The organism is Paraburkholderia diazotrophica (assembly GCF_038900755.1).
In the GTDB taxonomy this organism is placed as follows: domain Bacteria; phylum Pseudomonadota; class Gammaproteobacteria; order Burkholderiales; family Burkholderiaceae; genus Paraburkholderia; species Paraburkholderia diazotrophica_A.
Window position 1 is genome coordinate 155,790 of record NZ_JBBPEN010000010.1, and the last position, 21,831, is coordinate 177,620.

Here is a 21,831-nt window from a genome sequence, read left to right on the forward strand (position 1 = left end):
CCCCGAAAGCATCGAAAGAGTATCGGAGTGGCGAACGACCGGTCAAGCAGGGCTGACCCTAAACGCAACGGTGTTGTCAATAGGAGAAACGTTGGGGAATGTGGGACGGGAGACCGAAGCGGAAACTTCTGCCGCTTCGTTGGACGCGCTGCGTCGAGTGCGGTTGAGCGAAAGCCGCGTTGCATAGTCGCCTTGATTCCGCCGTGCCGTCGATGGCACGGCGGTTGCGCGCCGGCGTTGCACCAGCGCGGGGCCGACGCCGTTCGTGATGGCGTCGCTTGTTGCGTTCTTCGTTGCGTTCTTGTTGCGTTCTTGTTGCGCTCGAATGCCGACGCGCGTCAGACCGCGAACGTGCCGTTCTGACCCGTCGACTCCTGCAAGGCCTTGACCCACTTGCGCGCCGGCAACGCGAGTTGCGCTTCGACGAGCTTCGCGCGCGCCTGCAACTGCGTGAACGGCACGTCGATGGCGGGCCCCGAGAACGCAATCGCGATGCGGTTGCCGTCGTGCACTTCCGGCAACGCGACGACGCGTCCGTCGAAGGCTTCATTCAACCGCTTCATGTTGCGCACGAAGCTCGGATGGTCGCCGAACAGGTTGACGGTGACGACGCCCGCTTGCGCCAGGCATGCGCGTGCCGCGCGATAGAACGCGACGCTGTCGAGCACGGGGCCGCGCGCGGTCGCGTCGTACAGATCGATCTGCAATGCGCCGATCGTGCCGTGGTTCTCGCGATCGTTGACGAACTCCCATGCATCCGTCTCGCGCACGTTGAGACGCGCGTCGTCGGCGGGCAGGCCGAACATCGTGCGCGCCGCGATCACGACAGCGGGATTCAGCTCGACGGCTTCGACCTTCGCGCGCTTCAGGAAGCGATGCGCGAACTTCGTCAGCGAGCCCGTGCCGAGTCCGAGTTGCACGATGCGCTTGGGCGTTTCGAGGAACAGCAGCCAGGCCATCATTTGCTGCGCATATTCGAGTTCGATGTGATCGGGCTTCGACAGACGCATGGCGCCCTGCACCCATTCCGTGCCGAAGTGCAGATAGCGCACGCCGCCCTGTTCCGAGAACGTGACGGGCGCAAAGCGCGGCTTGCGCGGCGCTTCGATCATCGAAGCCTTCGCGACGCCGGCGAAGTCGTCCTCGTCACGCGCGGCACGCGTTTTCGCGCGCGAAATTCTTTGCTTCGAGACTGCGGATTCTTTGTTGCGGAAAGCACGCGCCTCGGCCGAAGCGCGCTTGATCAGTTTCGTCATGTAAGGATGTCGCGCCACAGGCGCAATTTTTGGTCGAACGAGAGCATAGCATTCGCAGGGCTCGACGACGGCAGCACGAGGGTTTCGTAGCCGGCCGCGGCGATCACGGTCGCAAAGCGGCCCGCTGTCTTGCCGTTGAAGCAAACCTTCGCGAGCTTCGGCGCGTACTCGCGCAGCGATGCGAAGTCGTTGGGCGTCGCGTTGCGGATCGCGGCATCGAGACTGCCCTCGCGCGTGCACGCGGCCAGCACGTCCCACACGCCGATGCCATGCTTCAGCACGTGCTCGAGGCGCGTGGGGTAATCGAGTTCCGCCAGCGGTTCGCCGATCACCGCGCCGAGCAAGCGCCAGAACTGGTTGCGCGGATGCGCGTAGTACTGGGTCGCCGCGAGCGACGCCTCGCCGGGAAAACTGCCGAGTATCAGCGTATGCGTGCTCTCGGCGACGACGGGTGGAAAGCCGCGCAACATCAGCGGGCCCCCTCGCGCTTGTCGACCCGCTTTTCGACGCGTTTTGCGTTGACATCCGCGCGCGACGCCGTGTGACCGAGCGCCTGGCCATGATCGCGCGGCACGGACTGCGCGATCCGCCCGTATGCATGCCCGTCGCCGTCCATCGCGAGCTTCGCCCACAGCGCGGGCAGCATGCATTCAGTGACCATCAGCGGCTCGCCATAGCGCTCGAACACCGAACGCCGCGCGACGAGCGCATGCACGCGCGCGCCGCCCGTTTCTTTCGACGCGAGCCGGTACAGCGGATGCCGCGCCGTCACGCGCCGGCTCACCAGCGACGAACGCGACACGCTGCTGTCGCTATACAACAGCTCCGCGAGCGGCCGCGTGCGCAGACGCCGCATTGCCTGCCAAACGCCCGTGCTCGCCGTGAGCGGCACAATGCTGTGCGCGGCGACGAACGGCGTGCCGTCCACCGACAACGCCACTTCGCGCACCCACACGGGCGTGCGCGGCGCGATGCCGAGCGCGGCGTACTCGTCGTCATAGGGCAAGTCGACGGCTTCGCGCGTCACGCGCACGACCACCACGCCGAGGGTGCGCAAATGCGCGGTCAGCGAACCACCGCGCGTGAGCCAGTCTTTTTGATCGGTCGAAAAACCTGGAAGGGGCGCGACGCGCCAATGGGCGTCGGCAGCATCGAAACGAATAGACATGGCCGGCATTATAGGGTGGCCAGAAAAAGCAGGTCTTCGAGATGCCATGTCCGCACGGATTCACCGACCATTCCGCCGCGCGATTCGGACCATTCGCCGTTCAAAGCGCCCACCAAACGATGAAGATAACCGGCGAGCGCTGTGCGCTCATGCACGGCCTTTTATCCACAACCCAGGGAGCTTCAATTGACCGCTCAGGACAAAGCCACGTCGGACCGCGTCGCGCATCTCGCCGCGATCGTGCTCAAGCGTTCCGCCGCATCGAAGATCGAAAAGGAACTCGCCGCCTCCGCGCTCGCGCAGCGTCACACGACGAAGCACACGAGCGCGGCCATCGGCAAGGTCGCCGCGCATGTGCTCGGCGACGCGCAGGCATGCGCCGAAGCGAAAGAACTCGCGGGGTCGGTGCTGGCTCAGGTGCGCAAGCTGAATGGCGCATCGCCACAGCGCTAATCGCACATCGCCGCGCGTACGGCGCATGCAAAAAAATGCGCTGCCGAAGCAGCGCATTTCCTCTCTTCGCCCCTTTATCGGGCAACGCGCGTCAGCGCGCCAGCAACAGCGCGTTCGTGCGCTTCACGAAACTCGCCGGATCTTCGAGCGAACCGCCTTCGGCCAGCAACGCCTGATCGAACAAAAGGTGGCACCAGTCGTCGAAATTCGCGTTGTCGGCGCTGAGGTTCTTCACCAGCGCATGTTCCGGATTCACTTCGAGAATCGGGTGCATCGCCGGCGCATTCTGCCCCGCGGCCTTCAGCATGCGCTGCAGATAGCCGCTCATGTCGCCTTCATCGGCGACGAGGCACGACGGCGAATCGGTCAGGCGGAACGTCAGACGCACGTCTTTCGCCTTGTCCTTGAGCGTCTCCTTCATGCGCTCGACGAGCGGCTTCAGCTCTTCGCTGACCTTCTCCTGCGCCTGCTTTTCCTCGTCGTTCAGCTGGCCGAGATCGAGGTCGCCGCGCGCGACGCTTTGCAGCGGCTTGCCGTCGAAGTCCTGAAGGAACGACAGCATCCATTCGTCGACGCGATCGGTCAGCAACAGTACTTCGACGCCCTTCTTGCGGAACACTTCGAGATGCGGGCTGTTCTTCGCGGCCTGATACGTATCCGCTGTCACATAGTAGATCTTCGTCTGCTCGGGCTTCATGCGCGCGACGTAATCCGTCAGCGACACGTTCTGCTCGGACGAGTCGTTATGCGTCGACGCGAAACGCGCGAGCTTCGCGATGCGTTCCTTGTTCGAGAAGTCCTCGCCAATGCCTTCCTTCAGCACCTGGCCGAATTCCTTCCAGAACGTCGCGTACTTTTCCTTGCCGGCCGTTTCTTCCGAATTGGCCAGATCTTCGAGCATCGACAGCGCGCGCTTGGTCACGCCTTCGCGGATCGCCTTCACGTCGCGGCTTTCCTGCAGCAATTCACGCGACACGTTCAGCGGCAGGTCGCTCGAATCGACGACGCCCTTCACGAAACGCAGATACGAGGGCAGCAGTTGCTCGGCGTCGTCCATGATGAAGACACGCTTCACGTAGAGCTTGAGGCCGCCGCGATGATCGCGGTTCCACATATCGAACGGCGCGTGCGCCGGCACGTACAGCAGTTGCGTGTACTCGCTGCGGCCTTCGACGCGGTTGTGCGTCCACGTCAGCGGATCCTGGTGATCGTGCGACAGGTGCTGGTAGAACTGCTTGTACTGCTCTTCGGTGATGTCGTTCTTTGCGCGCGTCCACAGCGCGCTCGCCTGGTTGACGGTCTCGTCCTCGTCCTTCGCGACCATTTCGCTCTTCTCGGCGTCCCACTCTTCCTTCTGCATCAGGATGGGCAGCGCGACGTGATCCGAGTACTTCTGGATGATCGACTTCAGCTTGTACGTGGACAGCAGTTCGTCTTCGTCGGCGCGCAGATGCAGCGTGATCGTCGTGCCGCGTTGCGCGCGCTCGATGGTTTCAACCGCGAAATCGCCCTCGCCCGAGCTCACCCAGCGCACGCCTTCCGAGACCGGCAGGCCGGCGCGGCGCGTCTCCACGGTGATCTTGTCCGCGACAATGAAGCCCGAATAGAAGCCGACGCCGAACTGGCCGATCAGCGCCGCATCCTTCTGCTGGTCGCCCGACAGCTTGCCGAAGAATTCCTTCGTGCCCGAGCGCGCGATCGTGCCGAGGTGCGAAATCGTTTCGTCGCGGCTCATGCCGATGCCGTTGTCGTCGATGCTGACCGTGCGGGCCGTCTTGTCGAACGACACGCGGATGCGCAGGTTCGGATCGTTCTCGTACAGCGCGTTGTTCGCGATCGCTTCGAAGCGCAGCTTGTCCGCCGCGTCCGATGCGTTCGAGATCAGTTCGCGCAGGAAGATTTCCTTGTTGCTGTACAGCGAGTGAATCATCAGGTGCAGAAGCTGTTTCACTTCTGCCTGGAAGCTCATGGTTTCTTGTGCCATGGTCGTTTTCCCTTTCCGTTGCAGGTTGATTCGAAGCAGACGATGCCCGTGCCGATGGCGTTCGACACGGACTTTGCGCGCTCAGATGGGGTCGTGCGCCGCCGATTCAAGAGGCTTCATGTCATGAAGCGCGGCGCGCGACGCCGTCCAGATAGCCGCACAGAAACGTCGGCAGCGCCGGATCGCCGCAATTCGCGACGTTAAAGCGCATCCACGTGGTCGGCGACTGCTGCGGCGAGAACAGGCTTCCCGGTGTCAGCAAGAAGCCCTCCTCGTGGCCGGCGGCCGCGAGCGCATCGGCGTCCACGCCCGTATCCGCCCACACGAACATGCCCGCCGCCGGTGTCTGAAACATGCGCAGCCCCGTTTTTTCGAGCATCCGCACGGACTTGTCGCGCACGCCGTCGAGCCGCGCGCGCAGCCGCTCGACGTGCCGCCGGTAGTGCCCTTCCGTGAGGATCTTGTACAGAACGCGCTCGTTAAGTTCCGGCGTCGTCATGCCGACGAGCATTTTCTGATCCGTGACCGCCTTCGCCACGTCCAGCGACGATGCCATGAAGCCGACCCGCAGGTTCGCCGCGAGCGTCTTCGAAAAGCTGCCAAGGTAAATCACGCGCCGCAGCTGGTCGAGGCTCGCGAGGCGCGTCGCCGCGAAGCCTGGCGGGCACAGGTCGCCGTAGATGTCGTCTTCGACGACGATGAAGTCGTATTCCTCCGCAAGCCGCAAGATGCGGAACGCCTGCGCCGCCGTCAGCGACGTGCCCGTCGGATTTTGCAGCACCGAGTTGATCACGAACATTTTCGGGCGCCAGGTCTGCACGAGCGTTTCGAGCGCGTCGAGATCCGGGCCGTCCGGCGTGTACGGCATGCCGACGAGGCGCGCGCCCTGCGACGCGAAGCGCCCGAACATCTGGAACCACGCCGGATCGCCGACGATCACGGTATCGCCCGGCTGCACGTAGAGCCGCGCGATCAGGTCGATCGCCTGCGTGATGCCGGACACGAGCACGATCTGTTCCGGCGACGCGCCGATCTCCAGCTCTTCGAGCCGCGTCTGCAACTGCTGGCGCAGCGGCAGGAAGCCTTGCGGCGTGCCGAAGCCGAGCATCTGCGCGCCGCTTTGCCGTCCGAGCGTGCGCAGCGCGCCCGTGATCAGCTCGCCGTCGAGCCAGCGCGACGGCAGATAGCCGAGGCCAGGTCCGCGCTCGGGCCGCGTCGACGTGTGCAGCATGTTGCGCAGCAGCCAGACGACGTCGATCGTGCTGGGCGCGGGCGCCGCATCGGCCGCGGCATTGGACGAAAGACGGCGCTCGACGGGCACCGGGCCCGCAAGCCGCTCGCGCACGTAGAAGCCGGAGCCGCGCCGCGAATCCAGATAGCCCTGCGCGACGAGCCGCTCGTACGCCTCGACGACCGTGAAGCGCGACACGCCCTTGTCGAGCGCGAGCTTGCGGATCGACGGCATGCGCATGCCGGGGCGGAACACACGCTCTTCGATGCGGCGGCGCGCCCACTGGACCAGCTGATCGACGAGCGTGAGCGCCGACGCGTCGTGGGGCGCGGGAATCAGATCGAGCGGAACGGACATGGCGGACTCCAGCTATGCGCTGCAAGGGCAACATCGGAAACGGCAACTGAAGCAGGCAAGGCGGCCGTCGCGGAACGGGCGGAACGAACGCGGCACGAGCGACCCGGCCCCAGCGGCTGAACGGCATGCCCGGTCGAACGGACCGCAACGTGACCGGACAACTGTACCGAACAGTATCGAGCCGATTGTACCGTTACTGTGCCGGTCACTGCCGGTACATTTGATTCGACGCTGCCGCTGTTTTCCCATTGCCCGCTTGATCGGTCGGCGGCGCAAAGCCTGCCGATACCGGCCTTGCCGCACTGCGCATGGTCCGGCCGCACCGAACGGTTATTCTTACGGATCAACCCTGGTGGCCCGGCATCCGGCAGACAGTTGCCTGCCGTAGCGGCTCCCAGCCGATCGACCGTCCCCTTGCAGCCATGACCGCACACACGCTACGACTCGACCATCTCGTTGTTTCCGCCCGCACGCTCGACGAAGGCACGCAATACGTCGCCGATACGCTCGGCATTGCGCCGTCCGGCGGCGGCGCGCATCCGTCGATGCGCACGCACAACCGGCTGCTCAACCTGTGGGGCGGCGCGTATCTGGAAGTCATCGCGATCGATCCCGACGCGCAGGACACCGCGAACGCGCGGCCACGCCTGTTCGCGCTCGACGATCCCGCGACTCACGCGCGGCTCGCGAACGGTCCGTATCTGTCGCACTGGGCCGCGCGCGTCGAACGGCCGAAGCATCTCGCGCTGTGGCAACAGCAGTATCCGCAGCGCATTCCCACCGTCGTGCCGATGACACGCGGCGATTTCACGTGGAGCCTCACCGTCGCCGATAACGGCGCATTCCCCGCATGGCAAGGCGCGGGCGACGGCATCGTGCCTTCGCTGATTCAATGGGACACGCCGCGTCATCCGTCGACGGTGCTGCCGGAAACGGGCCTGCTGCTCAAGGCGCTGAAGGGCTGGCATCCGCGAGCGGACATCGTCGCGCAGCAACTGCTGTGGCTCGGCGCGCAAACGCTGATCGCGCTCGAAAGCACGGACGGCGCGCCTGCGCTCGCCGCCGAAATCGAAACCCCGAGCGGCCTGCGCACGCTCAGATAACCACACGCATGGAGAGACACAAGCAATGAAGCGCGAAACCCAAGGCATGTTGCTCGGCCTGATCGGCGTGATGATCTTCAGCCTGACGCTGCCGATGACCCGCATCGTCGTCGCCGAATTCAGTCCGCTGCTGAACGGCCTGGGGCGCGCGCTCGCCGCTTCCGTTCCCGCCGCCGTGCTGCTCGCGATCCGCCGCGAAAAGCTGCCGACCTGGCCGCAGCTCAAGGCCCTCGCGGTCGTGTCGCTCGGCGTGATCATCGCGTTTCCCGTGTTCTCGGCGTGGGCGATGAAAAGCGTGCCCGCGTCGCATGGCGCCGTCGTCAACGGATTGCAGCCGCTGTGCGTCGCGATCTACGCGGCGTGGCTGTCGCACGAGCGGCCGTCGAAAGCGTTCTGGGCGAGCGCCGTCGCGGGCAGCGCGATCGTCGTCGCGTTCGCGTTGCAGGCGGGCGGCGGCGCATTCCAGGCAGGCGACCTGCTGATGCTCGTCGCGGTCGGCATCGGCGCGCTCGGCTATGCGGAAGGCGCGCGGCTCGCGCGGCAGATGGGCGGCTGGCAGGTGATCTGCTGGGCGCTTGTCGTGTCCGCGCCGTTCCTGCTGATTCCCGTTGCGTGGCTCGGCTGGCAGCAGCACGTCACGCATCCCGGCCCCGTCGCGCTGAAAACGTGGCTCGCGTTCGGCTACGTGACGCTGTTCTCGCAGTTCGTCGGCTTTTTCGCGTGGTACGCGGGCCTCGCGATGGGCGGCATCGCGCGCGTCGGCCAGGTCCAACTGCTGCAGATCTTCTTCACGATGGCGTTTTCGGCGCTTTTCTTCGGCGAGGACGTCGCGCCCATCACGTGGATCTTCGCCGCCGCCGTGATCGCCACCGTGATGCTCGGCCGCAAGGCCGCCGTCCACACAGCAGCGCGGCCCGTTCGCGCCGCCTGACGAGTTCGCGCGATAATCGCTTTTTTGACCGACCATCTGTTCAAGACATACCGACGAGGAGACCCATGAATCAAAGCGACCTCAATGCCCCGACCTGGCAATTGTCCGAACGCGCTCGCAAGCTGACCAGCTCGGCGATCCGCGAAATCCTGAAGGTCACCGAGCGGCCCGAGGTCATTTCGTTCGCGGGCGGTCTGCCTTCGCCGGCCACCTTCCCGGCCGAGGAAATGCGCGCGGCCTCCGATCGCATCCTGCGCGACTCGCCCGCCGCCGCGCTCCAGTACAGCGCGACGGAAGGCTACCTGCCGCTGCGCGAATGGGTCGCGCAGCGCTACTCGGTGAACGGCGCGCAAATCCGTCCGTCGCAGGTGCTGATCACGACGGGCTCGCAACAGGCGCTCGATCTGCTCGGCAAGGTGCTGGTGTGCCCGGAGAGCCCCGTGCTCGTCGAAACGCCGACGTACCTCGGCGCGCTGCAATCGTTCTCGATGTACGAGCCGCGCTACGTTCAAGTGCCGACCGACGCCAACGGCCTGATCCCCGAAGGTCTCACGCCGGAACTGACGAAGGGCGCGCGCCTTCTGTATGCGCAGCCGAACTTCCAGAATCCGACAGGACGCCGCCTGCCCGTCGAGCGCCGCCGCGCGCTCGCAGAGTTCGCGAAATCGGCGCCCTTCCCGATCATCGAAGACGATCCGTATGGCGCGCTCGACTACAAGGGCGAGCCGCTGCCGACGATGCTGTCGATGGCGCCCGATCACGTCGTGCATCTCGGTTCGTTCTCGAAGGTGCTCGCGCCGGGTCTGCGCATCGGCTACATCATTGCGCCCGAAGAACTGCACTTCAAGCTCGTGCAGGCCAAGCAGGCCACCGATCTGCACACGCCGAGCTTCACGCAGCGCATCGTGCATGAAGTCGTGAAGGACGGCTTCCTCGATACGCACGTGCCGAAAATTCGCGCGCTGTATCGCGACCAGTGCGAGGCGATGCTCGGTTCGCTCGAACGCTACATGCCCGAAGGGGTTGCGTGGAATCGCCCGGAAGGCGGCATGTTCATCTGGGTGTCGCTGCCGAAGCATATCGACTCGATGAAGCTGCTCGAAGAAGCCGTCGCGCAAAACGTCGCATTCGTGCCGGGCGGCCCGTTCTTCGCGAACGAGGCGCAGCACAACACGCTGCGCCTGTCGTTCGTGACCGTGCCACCCGCTAAGATCGACGAAGGCATTGCGCGTCTCGCAGAACTGATTCGCGCGCGCGTGTAAGCGCATCGCAAACGACTCTTTCCATTCACCGACGAGGACACGTCATGGCTCAATCGAATGTGTATGACAAGCTGAAGGAACTGGGCATCGAACTGCCCGTAGCAGGCGCGCCCGCCGCCGCTTACGTGATGAGCGCGCAAAGCGGCAACACGGTGTATCTGTCCGGACACATCGCGAAGAAGGACGGCAAGGTGTGGGCGGGCAAGCTCGGCGACACGCTGAAGACCGAAGAAGGCAAGGCCGCCGCGCGCTCGATCGCAATCGATCTGCTCGCGACGCTGCACACGCATGTCGGCGATCTGAACCGCGTGACGCGCATCGTCAAGCTGATGAGCCTCGTCAACTCGACGCTCGATTTCACCGAGCAGCACATCGTGACGAACGGCGCATCGGAACTGATCGCCGATGTGTTCGGCGAGCGCGGCAAGCACGCGCGCTCGGCATTCGGCGTCGCGCAGATTCCGATGGGCGCGTGCGTCGAGATCGAGCTGATCGCCGAGGTGCAATAAGCGGCGCGTACTGCGCGTATAGGCGCTTGTTGCGCGCGCCTTCATCGCAGCTTCGACGCCGATACGCCGTCGATGACATGAACGCGTCATCGGCGGCGTGTTTTTTTGTGGCTTCACTTGTCGCGTGGGCGGAGCGCAGTTGAAGTTGTGCCGGCACGACACGCGATCACATCGCTGCGGGAGCAACCAGGGCAAAACACCGAACAGGAATCAAACGATGCAAGAGAAGACCGTTCGCTTCAGACAGGTCGACGTGTTCACGTCGGTGCCGTTCAAAGGCAATCCGCTCGCCGTGATTTTCGATGCGGACGGACTCGACGCCGAACAGATGCAGGCAATCGCGCGCTGGACGAATCTGTCGGAAACGACCTTCCTGTTAAAGCCGACCGATCCGTCGGCCGATTATCGCGTGCGCATCTTCACGACGCGCGGCGAGTTGCCGTTCGCCGGCCATCCGACGCTCGGCACCGCGCACGCGTGGCGCGAGGCCGGCAATCGGCCGACGCAGGCGGGACGTATGGTCCAGCAATGCGCTGCGGGCCTCATCGAATTGACGGAAGAGGATAGCCAACGCAACGCGTGGGCTTTCGCCGCGCCGCCCGCACGCGTGACGCCGCTCGCCGAAAGCGAGTACCCGGCGCTCGCTCGCGCATTGCGCAGCGATGCAATCGATTACACGGCGCAGCCATGCGGCGTCGATAACGGCCCGCAATGGCTCGTCGTCCGTATGAATTCTGCCGATGCGTGTCTCGCGCTCGATCCGGATGCCACGCTGTTCGAGCGTATCGCGAAGACGGTCGGCGCGCACGGCATCGCAGCCTATGGTCCGCACGATCCGAACGGACCCGCGACCTTCGAGTTGCGCTGCCTGATGATGGGCGGCGGCCTCGGCATTGGGGAAGACCCTGTGACGGGCAGTGCAAACGCTGCGCTGGCAGGACTGCTCACGCAGCAGAACCGCCGGCCCGGCGTGCAATACACGGTGCGTCAGGGCACGGCCCTTGGCCGTGCAGGCGATGTCTCTATCCGCTACGACGATGCGACGGGCAAGACGTGGATTGGCGGCGCATCCGTGACGATCGTCGACGGCACTTTCAGGCTGCCGTAAGTGCTACCCATAGCGCTATAACCACACACCAACCGTCCGCGTTGTTGCGAGAATTGACACTTTCGCGTCATCTGAATTTTCTAAAAATCGGTGTGCTAGACAAGCACAAACATCGATACAAAACGCGCATTCAACGCATTCGAGGCCATTCATGCAGCCCGCATGAATGGCCTCATTCCTATAAGGGCTGTTGCCGATTCATTCACGCGATTCCTGACACACCGGACATTTTCGACTCAGTCTTTCAAACGCCCGCCTGGCGCGCCTGTCAGGCCAGCGGCGGCAACCCGCGCATGATTCGTTCGCATGCCCGCCGAGCCCAGCGTATACCCGATGCGTGAGACCTTTCTTAATTATTGCCCTTTCAGTAATATCAAAAACGTAACCGTTGACCAACCGGGTGGTTTGGCTCGCCACCACGCCCCTGCTTCCCGCAGCAGTTGCGGCATATCAACCATTCGATGCAGCCGGTTTTAACATTCGCGCAGTCGTTCGCAACGCAAGCACCGAAACGCAAGCAGCCGCAACGCACAGGGTCACGGTCTATCCGAATGAATCAGTTCCGCATCTCTTCCGCGCGCGACGTCAGGCACCGTCTCGATCCGGCCGGTACGCGCCGACGCGCGCTGCTCGCGATTCCCGCGCTCGGCGTGCTGGTGCTTGTGCTGTTGTGGACGGTGATCTTCGCGCGCCTGTCGGTCGAGAAGGACACGACTTATCGCGAGGCGATGGCGTCGGCCGCCATTCTGTCGGCGGCGCTCGAACAGCATACGGTGAAGGCCATTCACCAGGTCGATCAGATCACGCGCTTCGTCAAATACGAATTCGAAAAATCGCCGGGCCGTTTCGATCTTACGGGCACCGTCGAAAAAGGCGTCGTGCAAAGCGAAACACTCGTGCAGGTATCGCTGATCGACGAGCACGGCAAGCTGATCGCGAATACAGCCGAATCCAATCCGAAGCCTATCGATCTGTCCGACCGCGAGCACTTCAGGGTTCACGAGCACGAGAACGACGATCAGCTTTTCATCAGCAAGCCCGTGCTCGGCCGCGTGTCGGGCCATTGGACCTTGCAGATGACACGCCGCCTGAATCATCCCGACGGCACGTTTGCGGGTGTCGTGGTCGTATCGGAAGACCCGGGCTATTTCACGAGCGACTTCTACAACAACGCGGCCATCGGACGCGACGGCGTGATCGCCGTGATCTCCGACAGCGGCGCCGTGCTCGCGCGCCGCACGGGCAATTCCGAAAGCTCGCCGGGCGTGTTCACGGCGACGGGCGTCTATCCGACTTCGGAGCACGTGTCGGGTACCTACGTCGATTCGATCGACAACGTCACGCGCATCGTGTCGTACCGGCATATCGACGGCTATCCGCTCGGCGTGCTGGTCGGTCTGTCGCAGGCCGAAGAGTTCGCCGACTACAACCACACGCGCAACGTCTATCTGCTGATGGCGAGCTTCATCTCGCTCGCGATGCTCGGCTTCTTCGCGGTCGCCACGGGTCTGATCGGCAAGCTGCTCGGACGCGAGCGCGAGATGACGCATCTCGTCGAATTCGATCTGCTGACGGGCCTGCGCAACCGCTACTCGACACTGCAAAGCCTGCGTCATGACGTGGCGCAGACGATGAACGTCGGCCGCCTGGCGATCCTCTTTATCGATCTCGACAACTTCAAGACGGTCAACGACACGCTCGGCCACAACGCCGGCGACATCGTGCTGCAGATGACAGCCGCGCGTCTCGCCGATGCCGTCGCCGATGCGGGCGCCCTGTCGCGCATCGGCGGCGACGAGTTCGTCGTCGTGCTCAAGGGCGACGATGTCGAGAAGCGCTCGGTAATGCTCGCGGAAGTGATCTCCGACGTGTTCGCGAAGCCATTCGAAGTGCGCGGCAGTTCGTTCGTGCTGCATGCGAGCATCGGCATCGCGCTCTACTCGGTGGCGAACGAAAGCGAAATCGATCTGCTGAAGAAGGCCGACCTCGCGATGTACAGCGCGAAGGACGCGGGCAAGAACTGCTATCAGTTCTACTCGCCGCATCTGTCGCATCGCGCGGACCATCTGATGAAGTGGGAACAGCAACTGCGCGTCGCGCTCGCCGACCGGCAACTGTTCCTCGCGTATCAGCCGAAGATCGACCTGGCGCGCCGCTGCATCACCGGCTTCGAAGCGCTCGTGCGCTGGAACCATCCGCAGCACGGTCTGATTCCCGCGAACGAGTTCATTCCCGTGGCCGAGTCGACGGGCCTCATCGTGCCCATCGGCGATTTCGTGATCCGCACCGCGTGCCGACAGCTCGCGCAGTGGCAGCAACAGGGCTACGACACGCTGTCGCTGGCCGTGAACATTTCGGCCGTGCAATTCTGGCGCGGCGATCTGTACGAAACGATTTCCCAGGCCATCGAGGACTCGGGCATCAGCGCGCGCCGCCTCGAACTCGAAATCACCGAGACGGCGATGATGGAGTATCCCGATCTCGTCTCCGAAAAGATCTTCGCGTTGAAGCGGCTCGGCGTGCGCATCGCGCTCGACGACTTCGGCACCGGCTATTCGTCGCTGTCGTATCTGAACCGCTTCTCGGTCGACACGCTGAAGGTCGACCGGTCGTTCGTGCAAGCCATTCCCGGCGACCGCAGCGTCTGCGTGATGGTGTCGGCCATCGTCAATCTCGCGCGTTCGCTCGGCCTCACGGTGGTCGTCGAAGGCACGGAAACGGAAGAGCAGATCGCGTGGCTCGCGGCACTCGGACATATCGAGGCGCAGGGCTTTCTGTTTTCGCGGCCGGTGCCCGTCGACGGCATCCCTGCGCTGCTCGAACGCTTCGGCGTGTGCGGCACGCACGGCGTGCGGGTCGCGCACAGCAGCGACGCCGACAGCACCAGCGACGCTTCGAGCACGAGCGACGAATCGGCCTGAGGAACAACACCGCATCGACGCGGCTTCGTTCCCGTCAGCCCATCCGGCGTCATACAGGCAGGACATACAGGCAGCACATGAACGTTACCGGCGCGTAGCGGGCGCGGGCGGTTTCGCCCGGACGCGCATCAGGCCGGCGCGCGCAGTCGCGGCCATCGACGGCGCGCCGCATAAGAAACCAACCCGACAGGTGTTCGCATGCGGCCAGCCCGGCACATGTCGGCGCCAAGCGCGCCGACCGCAGACGCAGACGAAGCGGCACGAAGCAACGAGCGCGAGCCGCTGTGGACGCTCTTTCGCGTCGTGTTCGGATTGTCCGCGCTATCGTGGGGCGGACTCGCGCTGATGGCGCAACTGGAGAACCACTACGTCGAGCGCGAAGAACGCCTGACGCACCTCGCGTTCTCCGATATCGTCGCACTCGCGTGGATGGTGCCGGGGCCCGTCGGCTGCAATGTCGCGGTCCAGCTCGGCCATGTGTTGCGCGGACGCTCGGGCGCGTGGGTCGCGGGCCTCGCGAGCGTTCTGCCCTTCTTCATGCTGATGACGGCATTCGCGATCTTCTACCGCACGCCGATCGTGCGCGAGGTCGCATCGCAGACGCTGCTCGATCACTTCAGTGTCGTGCTCGCGACACTGATCGGCGTGACCTGGTACAAGCAGACGCGCGCGCTCGTGCGCGGACGGCTCGAATGGACGGCGGCCATGCTCGGGTGCATCGCGCTGGTCGGCGCGCATACCCCCGCTGCCTACATCGGCCTGCTGGGCGTCGCGTTCATGTCGGGGTGGCTGCGCAGCGACGCGCGCGGCGAGCGCCTCGCGACGACGCTCAGCGCGGGCGACTGGCGTCTCCTGACCGGCTTGGGCGTGCTGCTGCTGATGTTCGCGCTGCCCTTGCCGCATCGCTACGAACTCGCGCTGCTATGGCCGCGTCTCGCGGGCGCGGGCCTGACGCTGTTCGGCGGCGGCTTCTCCGCGCTGCCTGTGCTAAAAACGCTGCTGGTCACGCCTACGATCGGCGTCACGGACAATGAATTCACGCTCGCGTTCTCGCTGTCGCCGTTGTCGCCGGGGCCGCTGTTGAACGTGATCCCGTTCTTCGGCTATCTGGTCGAAGGATGGCATGGCGCGCTGATCGCGACGATTGCGCTCTTCGTGCCGTCCGGTTGTCTCGTCGTGCTCGCGCAGCGCCATCTGCATCGACTGAAGACGAACCCGCGCTTCGAGCATGGGATGCGCGTGCTGCGCGCAGTGACGACGGCATTTCTCGCCGTTGCCGTGCTGCGCATCGTGCGCCATGTGCCGCTCGAACCGTCCTATCTCGTGACGGCCTCGTTCTCGAGCCTGTGCTTCGCGAAACTCAAGCTGCCCGTGTATGCCGTGTATGGGACGGTCGCCGTCGCGTGCGGCGTCTGGCTGTACATCGGGCACGTGGGCTGACGCGGCACCTCACCGCCGATGCAAAAAGCGCCGCCCATGTCGTTGCATGATCGACATGGGCGGCGCTTGTAGCTGGAGCGACGGTCGAGCGCTACAACCGCACAGGCGTGTTTTTCAGAAACCGCGCGACAGCACCGCCACGCCGATCGTCACGATGCCGAGCACCAGATTCACGATGACGAGACGCCGCACGGTTGCCACCGCGCGCGCGCCGTCGGGCCACTTCTGCGCCTGCACCGCGCGGCGGATACGCGGAAACACTGCGAAGCGGATATGCCCGAAGATCAGCATCATGATGATGCCGAGGCCAGCCATCGCGTGCAGTTGCCACGTGGCGTGACCGCCGCCGAACTGCATCAGCAGAAAACCGCCCGACAGCAGAATGACCAGCACGGACACGCCCACCCAGTTGAAGAAGCGGCCAAACACCGATTCCCACAGCGGCAGACGCAACTGCGGCGACAGATCTTCAAGCGCCGGGCGCAAGCAGAAGTGCGCGAACACCATGCCGCCGATCCACACGGCGACGCCCAGCAAATGCAGAAAGAGCGCGACTTCCATCGCCTTGTTCATATTTGTTTTCCTTTCCCGATGATGGCGCGCTGCCGTTATGTCCCGGTCGATGACGTGTCGGCTCCGACGTGAGCCAACGACCGCATTCGACCCGCGACGTCATGCGCAGTTCATTCTCTGCGCTGATTTCTTTTTGTATTGCGCCGTGAGAGACCCCGCTCACGGTTTTCGCCGCGGCGCGCGTTCGCAAAGCACGCTACTTGCGATGACGCGCGCCGCAGCGAAAAGTACTACGGCTAGACGATCATGCCGTGCGCGGCGAATGAAGGCTACCTATTCCGCGCGCTCAAGTTCACACGCCTTATTCGCCCAGCACCGGACGCAGCGACGTCACCTTCAGTTTCGTATCCGGCGCGCGTCCCTTGCGCGCGCGCTTGCCGACATGCGGCGCGAGCGCCTTGCCTGACAGCTGCTCCTCGGAAGGCTTGTTGCGATAGATGCCTTGCAGCACGACGCCCGCATCGTTGATCGCGAGCGCCTGCGTCAGCGCTTCGTTCGGATCGAGCGCCATCAGCGTCACGCCGCGTCCGCCGCCCGACAGCGTCTTCATCTCGTCGAGACCGAACACGAGCAGACGCCCGCCGCCCGACAGACACGCGACCTGCGTCGCGTCGGGCAGCATCGGCATCGGCACGAGCGGCGTCGCGCCGTCGTCGATCGTCATGAACGCCTTGCCCGCCTTCACGCGGCTCACCATGTCGCCGACCTTCGCGATAAAGCCGAAGCCATTCGACGACGCCAGCAGCAATGCCTGGTCCGCCGATGCCGCGAAGTAATGCATCAGATGCGTGCCCGATTCGAGCTCGATCAGCGACGTGACGGGAACGCCGTCGCCGCGCCCGCCCGGCAACTGCGCCACGGCCACCGAGTACACGCGGCCCTTGCTGCCCCACGCGATCAGCGTATCGGGCGTGCGGCACTGGAACGCGGCATAGAGACTGTCGCCCGCCTTGAACGTGAAGCCGGCGGGGTCGAGCCCATGCCCCTTCAGCGCGCGCACCCAGCCCTTCTGCGACACGACGACCGTCACGGGCTCGTCCACGACGCGCGCTTCGAACGTCGCGCGCTTTTCCTGCTGGATCAGCGTGCGGCGGTCGTCGCCGTATTGCTTCGCATCCGCTTCGATTTCCTTGATGAGCAGGCGCTTCATCGCCGGTTCGCTGCCGAGCAGTTCTTCGAGCTTCGCTTTTTCGTCGCGCAACTCGGACAGTTCCTTCTCGATCTTGATCTTTTCCAGGCGCGCCAACTGACGCAGCCGGATTTCAAGGATGTCCTCGGCCTGACGATCGGACAGACCGAACGCTTCGATCAGCGCAGCCTTCGGTTCTTCGGATTCGCGGATGATGCGGATGACTTCGTCGATATTCAAAAAGACGATCATCCGGCCTTCAAGGATGTGAATCCGGTCGTTGACCTTGCCCAGACGATGCTGCGAACGACGCGTGACCGTCGTGAAGCGGAAGCCGACCCACTCGTGCAGCATCTCGGCGATGCCTTTCTGACGCGGACGTCCATCCGCGCCGACCATCACGAGGTTCAGCGTCGCGTTCGATTCGAGGCTCGTATGCGCGAGCAGCGTGTTGACGAACTCCGTCTGATCGATCGTGCGCGACTTCGGCTCGAACACGAGACGCACGGGCGCATCCTTGCCCGACTCGTCGCGCACGGCATCGAGCAGGCCCAGAAGTGTCTGTTTCGTCTGCAACTGTTCGGGCGTGAGCGACTTCTTGCCGAGCTTGATCTTCGGATTCGTCTGCTCCTCGATCTCTTCGAGCACCTTCTGGCCCGACGTGTTCGGAGGCAGCTCGGTGATGACGAGTTGCCATTGGCCACGCGCAAGGTCTTCGATCTTCCAGCGCGCACGGACCTTAAGACTGCCGCGGCCCGTCTCATACGCCTGAGAGATTTCCGCTTCGCTCGAAATGATCTGGCCGCCACCTGGGAAATCCGGCCCCGGTATGTGCTGCATCAGCTCGGCGTGCGTGATCTTCGGATGGCGGATCATTGCGACGGCAGCCGCCGCGACTTCACGCAGATTGTGCGACGGAATTTCCGTCGCGAGACCGACTGCGATACCCGACGCGCCGTTCAGCAACACGAACGGCAAACGCGCGGGCAACAGCTTCGGCTCTTCGAACGAGCCGTCGTAGTTCGGCATGAAATCGACGGTGCCCTGGTCGATCTCATCGAGCAGCAGTTTGGCGATCGGCGTGAGACGCGCTTCCGTGTACCGCATCGCCGCCGCGCCGTCGCCGTCGCGCGAGCCGAAGTTGCCTTGGCCGTCGATCAGCGGATAGCGCATCGAGAAGTCCTGCGCGAGACGCACGAGCGCGTCGTACGCCGACTGGTCGCCGTGCGGGTGATACTTGCCCAGCACGTCGCCGACGACGCGCGCCGACTTGACGGGCTTCGCGTTGTCGCCGAGGCCCATCTCGTTCATCGCATACAGGATGCGGCGCTGAACGGGCTTCTGGCCATCGCTGACGTCGGGCAGCGCGCGGCCCTTCACCACGCTCACCGCATAGTCGAGATACGCGCGTTCCGCGTAGTTGCCGAGCGTCAGGACATCGCCCTCGGGCGCTGCCGGCTCGGCAAAAAGATCGGGAGTGTTGTCGTCCATCTAGATTCCGTGTCCTTGTTCGGCGGCGCGCGCTTCGTGCTTCACATGCATTCGCTGGCACGAAGCGCAGCGGCGCTCAGATATCCGCTTCGACCTGGTTGCCCTTCTCTTCGAGCCAGCTACGGCGCGACGCCGCTTCGCCCTTGCCCATCAGCATCGTCATGCGCGCGACGGTCGCGTCGAAGTCGAGTTCGCCGAGCGCAACGGGCGACAGGCGACGTGTGTCCGGGTTCATCGTCGTGTCCCATAGCTGCTCGGCGCTCATTTCGCCGAGGCCCTTGAAGCGGCTGATCGTCCATTGCGATTCGCGCACGCCGTCCTTGCGCAGCTTGTCGAGAATCGCTTCGAGTTCGCCTTCGTCGAGCGCGTACAGCTTCTGCGCCGGCTTCTTGCCGCGCGCGGGCGCATCGACGCGGAACAGCGGCGGACGCGCGACGTGCACGTGCCCGCGCTCGATCAGCTGCGGGAAATGCTTGAAGAACAATGTGAGCAGCAGCACCTGAATGTGCGAACCGTCGACGTCCGCATCGGACAAGATACAGATCTTGCCGTAACGCAGATTGGACAGATCGACGGTGTCGTCCGGGTTGTGGGGATCGACACCGATCGCCACAGAAATGTCGTGCACTTCGTTGTTGGCGAACAGCCGATCGCGCTCCGTTTCCCACGTGTTCAGCACCTTGCCGCGCAGCGGCAGAATGGCCTGATATTCCTTGTCGCGGCCCATCTTCGCGGAGCCGCCTGCCGAGTCGCCCTCGACAAGGAACAGTTCGTTGCGGCCGATTTCCGTCGATTCGCAATCGGTCAGCTTGCCCGGCAGCACGGCGACGCCCGAACTCTTGCGCTTCTCGACTTTCTGGCCCGCGCGCGTGCGCGCCTGCGCCTGTTTGATGACGAGGTCGGCGAGCTTCTTGCCGTGCTCGACGTGCTGGTTCAGCCACAGCTCGAGCGCGGGACGCGCGAACGACGACACCAGCTTCACGGCGTCGCGGCTATTCAGACGTTCCTTGATTTGCCCCTGGAACTGCGGGTCGAGCACCTTGGCCGAAAGCACGAACGACACGCGCGCGAACACGTCTTCCGCGAGCAGCTTCACGCCCTTGGGCTGCAGGTTGTGCAATTCGACAAAGCTCTTCACGGCCTGGAAGAGGCCGTCGCGCAAGCCCGCTTCGTGCGTGCCGCCTGCCGGCGTCGGAATGAGGTTGACGTAGGACTCGCGCGTGAGCGGGCCTTCTTCGCTCCACGCGACGACCCATGCCGCGCCCTCGCCCTCGGCGAAAGTTTCTTCGTTCGAGCGCGAGCTTTCCGCGTAGCGCTCGCCTTCGAAGAGGGGGATCAGCAGGTCGCTGCCCGCCATGCCTTCCATCAGATAGCCGCGCAGGCCGTCTTCGTATTTCCAGCTTTGGCGCTCGCCCGTTTTCTCGTTGACGAGGATGACCTCGACGCCCGGCAGCAGCACGGCTTTCGAGCGCAGCAGGCGTTGCAGTTCGCCGAGCGGCAAGTTAGGCGAATCGAAGTATTTCGGATCGGCCCACGCGGTGACGCGCGTGCCGGACTTCTTGTCGGTCCTGGCCGCGGCGCGCACCTGCAGCGGCTTGACGACATCGCCGTGAGAGAAGCTGAGTTCGGCGACCTTGCCGTCGCGCCACACGGTGACGTCGAGGCGCGTGGATAGCGCGTTCGTCACCGACACGCCGACGCCGTGCAGCCCGCCCGAAAACGTATAGGCGCCGCCCGCGGCCTTGTCGAACTTGCCGCCGGCGTGCAGGCGCGTGAATACGATCTCGACGACGGGGACGCCTTCTTCCGGATGCATGCCGAACGGAATGCCGCGGCCGTCGTCTTCGACGGACACGGCATGGTCGGTGTGCAGCGTGACGGTGATCTGACGGCCGAAGCCGCCGAGCGCTTCGTCGGATGCGTTATCGATGACTTCCTGAATGATGTGCAGCGGGTTTTCGGTGCGCGTGTACATGCCGGGCCGCTGCTTGACCGGCTCCAGGCCCTTGAGCACCTTGATCGATGCTTCGCTATACGCGGCGTTAGGCTTTTTCGTTGACATGGCTCGTTCGGGTCCGTCGGTTCATCGTTGTCCACATGTCTTGTGGACATGTGCGTGGACAATGCGTTGAGTTTTCAAAAAAAGCGAAACGAAACAACGGAGTGTGTGCGCTGCGCGACTTCCGGGCAGCAGCGGGTTGGTTTGCCTTTCTGCTTTCCGCGATTTTCCATCGTGCCCGATTGCGGACGATACGCTGAAACGACCGTGGGAAGCAGGTTCGCGGGTATTTTACTGATTTCGATGCGCGGGGCAATTTAGACGGAAGGTATAGGACGGTTGGCAGGGGCGATTGTTGTATGACTTTCGCTAGCTGCAGTGAACCCGTGCCGTATAAACTGGAGACCCTACGCGAATGATCACCACGTCTGCCGACTTGGAACCTTCGGGCGCCGGGCGCGCACGTCGCGCGGGAATCAGATCGTTCGCGCGTGCAATGCACGCGTCTTTTAGAACTTGGTACGACCGGACTGACGTGAAGCGAACCGACCAGCGTGTCGCCGATCGCCTTGAACGCATATTGGAGGCAATGTCGAGAGTCGAGCACTACACCGAGGATTTGACGGGCGATACGTTCCGCGTCGATTCGCTCGTACAGGACGCCGTGATCTACAACCTGGGCGTCATCGGCAAGGTCGCAACCGAGATCGAGCGCAACTACCCGGACTTCGCCGCCTCACACGCCCACGTGCGATGGACACCCCTGCATCAGACATGCGACCGCATCGCGCGCGAATACTTTTCGTTCGACGCGACCTGACCTGGCCATGGATAACGTGCGAGCTTCCCGTGTTCAAAGAACAACTGGCGCAAATCCGGCGGCAAACGCCGTAGCGCTTGCCGAGCGCGGCCGCCT

General features: G+C 64.0%; 17 protein-coding genes. 9 read left to right on the forward strand and 8 right to left on the reverse strand.

The window, feature by feature from the left end:
* Positions 1–338: 338 nt before the first annotated feature.
* The 3 genes from AABE10_RS27695 to AABE10_RS27705 are packed head-to-tail and all read right to left on the reverse strand — an operon-like array spanning position 339 to position 2,424.
* A complete protein-coding gene (locus AABE10_RS27695; protein WP_342936401.1) occupies positions 339–1,256 on the reverse strand; it encodes a spermidine synthase in 918 nt (305 codons plus the stop codon).
* Positions 1,253–1,726, reverse strand: coding sequence for a DNA-deoxyinosine glycosylase (locus AABE10_RS27700; RefSeq protein ID WP_342936402.1), 474 nt, complete (start codon positions 1,724–1,726; stop codon positions 1,253–1,255). The genes AABE10_RS27695 and AABE10_RS27700 overlap by 4 nt, the downstream gene beginning before the upstream one ends.
* Positions 1,726–2,424: a chorismate--pyruvate lyase family protein gene (locus AABE10_RS27705; protein ID WP_342936403.1), complete on the reverse strand. Its 699-nt coding sequence runs from the start codon at positions 2,422–2,424 to the stop codon at positions 1,726–1,728. Before AABE10_RS27705 ends, AABE10_RS27700 begins: the two co-directional genes overlap by 1 nt.
* Before the next feature lie 186 nt (positions 2,425–2,610).
* Here AABE10_RS27705 and AABE10_RS27710 point away from each other — a divergent pair, with 186 nt between their 5' ends.
* Positions 2,611–2,877: a hypothetical protein gene (locus tag AABE10_RS27710; protein ID WP_342936404.1), complete on the forward strand. Its 267-nt coding sequence runs from the start codon at positions 2,611–2,613 to the stop codon at positions 2,875–2,877.
* A gap of 91 nt (positions 2,878–2,968) precedes the next feature.
* Here AABE10_RS27710 and htpG read toward each other — a convergent pair whose 3' ends face one another.
* Positions 2,969–4,861 carry a molecular chaperone HtpG gene (gene htpG / locus AABE10_RS27715; RefSeq protein ID WP_342936405.1) on the reverse strand — a complete coding sequence of 631 codons (1,893 nt, stop codon included), beginning with the start codon at positions 4,859–4,861 and terminating at the stop codon, positions 2,969–2,971.
* 121 nt (positions 4,862–4,982) lie between these two features.
* Positions 4,983–6,449, reverse strand: coding sequence for a PLP-dependent aminotransferase family protein (locus tag AABE10_RS27720; protein WP_342936406.1), 1,467 nt, complete (start codon positions 6,447–6,449; stop codon positions 4,983–4,985).
* Between the two features lie 422 nt (positions 6,450–6,871).
* Here AABE10_RS27720 and AABE10_RS27725 point away from each other — a divergent pair, with 422 nt between their 5' ends.
* The 7 genes from AABE10_RS27725 to AABE10_RS27755 all read left to right on the forward strand — a co-directional run bounded on the left by AABE10_RS27725 (position 6,872) and on the right by AABE10_RS27755 (position 15,723).
* Positions 6,872–7,552, forward strand: coding sequence for a VOC family protein (locus AABE10_RS27725; protein WP_342936407.1), 681 nt, complete (start codon positions 6,872–6,874; stop codon positions 7,550–7,552).
* 25 nt (positions 7,553–7,577) lie between these two features.
* Positions 7,578–8,483 carry a DMT family transporter gene (locus tag AABE10_RS27730; RefSeq protein ID WP_342936408.1) on the forward strand — a complete coding sequence of 302 codons (906 nt, stop codon included), beginning with the start codon at positions 7,578–7,580 and terminating at the stop codon, positions 8,481–8,483.
* A 65-nt stretch (positions 8,484–8,548) separates the two neighbouring features.
* A complete protein-coding gene (locus tag AABE10_RS27735) occupies positions 8,549–9,745 on the forward strand; it encodes a PLP-dependent aminotransferase family protein (RefSeq protein ID WP_342936409.1) in 1,197 nt (398 codons plus the stop codon).
* A gap of 44 nt (positions 9,746–9,789) precedes the next feature.
* The gene (locus tag AABE10_RS27740) at positions 9,790–10,254 is read left to right on the forward strand and encodes a RidA family protein (RefSeq protein WP_342936410.1); all 465 of its coding nucleotides are present in this window, start codon (positions 9,790–9,792) and stop codon (positions 10,252–10,254) included.
* 217 nt (positions 10,255–10,471) lie between these two features.
* Positions 10,472–11,362 carry a PhzF family phenazine biosynthesis protein gene (locus AABE10_RS27745; RefSeq protein WP_342936411.1) on the forward strand — a complete coding sequence of 297 codons (891 nt, stop codon included), beginning with the start codon at positions 10,472–10,474 and terminating at the stop codon, positions 11,360–11,362.
* 551 nt (positions 11,363–11,913) lie between these two features.
* Entirely contained in the window at positions 11,914–14,283 is a 2,370-nt protein-coding gene (locus tag AABE10_RS27750; RefSeq protein ID WP_342936412.1) for a bifunctional diguanylate cyclase/phosphodiesterase, read from the forward strand.
* Between the two features lie 216 nt (positions 14,284–14,499).
* On the forward strand, positions 14,500–15,723 hold the full coding sequence (locus tag AABE10_RS27755) for a chromate transporter (protein WP_342936413.1): 1,224 nt from the start codon (positions 14,500–14,502) through the stop codon (positions 15,721–15,723).
* 114 nt (positions 15,724–15,837) lie between these two features.
* On the opposite strand, the gene AABE10_RS27760 is transcribed toward AABE10_RS27755, so the two are convergent.
* The 3 genes from AABE10_RS27760 to AABE10_RS27770 all read right to left on the reverse strand — a co-directional run bounded on the left by AABE10_RS27760 (position 15,838) and on the right by AABE10_RS27770 (position 20,978).
* Positions 15,838–16,296, reverse strand: coding sequence for a CopD family protein (locus AABE10_RS27760; RefSeq protein WP_342936414.1), 459 nt, complete (start codon positions 16,294–16,296; stop codon positions 15,838–15,840).
* Between the two features lie 301 nt (positions 16,297–16,597).
* Entirely contained in the window at positions 16,598–18,916 is a 2,319-nt protein-coding gene (gene parC, locus AABE10_RS27765) for a DNA topoisomerase IV subunit A (RefSeq protein ID WP_342936415.1), read from the reverse strand.
* A gap of 76 nt (positions 18,917–18,992) precedes the next feature.
* Positions 18,993–20,978: a DNA topoisomerase IV subunit B gene (locus AABE10_RS27770; RefSeq protein ID WP_342936416.1), complete on the reverse strand. Its 1,986-nt coding sequence runs from the start codon at positions 20,976–20,978 to the stop codon at positions 18,993–18,995.
* Positions 20,979–21,504: 526 nt separating this feature from the next.
* Between AABE10_RS27770 and AABE10_RS27775 the strand changes: the two genes are divergently transcribed.
* Positions 21,505–21,735 (forward strand): HepT-like ribonuclease domain-containing protein, encoded by a 231-nt coding sequence (locus tag AABE10_RS27775; RefSeq protein WP_342936417.1) that lies wholly within the window; start codon positions 21,505–21,507, stop codon positions 21,733–21,735.
* Positions 21,736–21,831: the final 96 nt, after the last annotated feature.

Coding starts and splice junctions, on each gene's coding strand:
- AABE10_RS27745 (WP_342936411.1), top strand. CDS start 10,472: ATGCAAGAGAAGACCGTTCGCTTCAGACAGGTCGACGTGTTCACGTCG.
- AABE10_RS27730 (WP_342936408.1), top strand. CDS start 7,578: ATGAAGCGCGAAACCCAAGGCATGTTGCTCGGCCTGATCGGCGTGATG.
- AABE10_RS27770 (WP_342936416.1), bottom strand. CDS start 20,978: ATGTCAACGAAAAAGCCTAACGCCGCGTATAGCGAAGCATCGATCAAG.
- AABE10_RS27750 (WP_342936412.1), top strand. CDS start 11,914: ATGAATCAGTTCCGCATCTCTTCCGCGCGCGACGTCAGGCACCGTCTC.
- AABE10_RS27700 (WP_342936402.1), bottom strand. CDS start 1,726: ATGTTGCGCGGCTTTCCACCCGTCGTCGCCGAGAGCACGCATACGCTG.
- AABE10_RS27735 (WP_342936409.1), top strand. CDS start 8,549: ATGAATCAAAGCGACCTCAATGCCCCGACCTGGCAATTGTCCGAACGC.
- parC (WP_342936415.1), bottom strand. CDS start 18,916: ATGGACGACAACACTCCCGATCTTTTTGCCGAGCCGGCAGCGCCCGAG.
- AABE10_RS27775 (WP_342936417.1), top strand. CDS start 21,505: ATGTCGAGAGTCGAGCACTACACCGAGGATTTGACGGGCGATACGTTC.
- AABE10_RS27740 (WP_342936410.1), top strand. CDS start 9,790: ATGGCTCAATCGAATGTGTATGACAAGCTGAAGGAACTGGGCATCGAA.
- htpG (WP_342936405.1), bottom strand. CDS start 4,861: ATGGCACAAGAAACCATGAGCTTCCAGGCAGAAGTGAAACAGCTTCTG.
- AABE10_RS27720 (WP_342936406.1), bottom strand. CDS start 6,449: ATGTCCGTTCCGCTCGATCTGATTCCCGCGCCCCACGACGCGTCGGCG.
- AABE10_RS27725 (WP_342936407.1), top strand. CDS start 6,872: ATGACCGCACACACGCTACGACTCGACCATCTCGTTGTTTCCGCCCGC.
- AABE10_RS27705 (WP_342936403.1), bottom strand. CDS start 2,424: ATGTCTATTCGTTTCGATGCTGCCGACGCCCATTGGCGCGTCGCGCCC.
- AABE10_RS27760 (WP_342936414.1), bottom strand. CDS start 16,296: ATGAACAAGGCGATGGAAGTCGCGCTCTTTCTGCATTTGCTGGGCGTC.
- AABE10_RS27695 (WP_342936401.1), bottom strand. CDS start 1,256: ATGACGAAACTGATCAAGCGCGCTTCGGCCGAGGCGCGTGCTTTCCGC.
- AABE10_RS27755 (WP_342936413.1), top strand. CDS start 14,500: ATGTCGGCGCCAAGCGCGCCGACCGCAGACGCAGACGAAGCGGCACGA.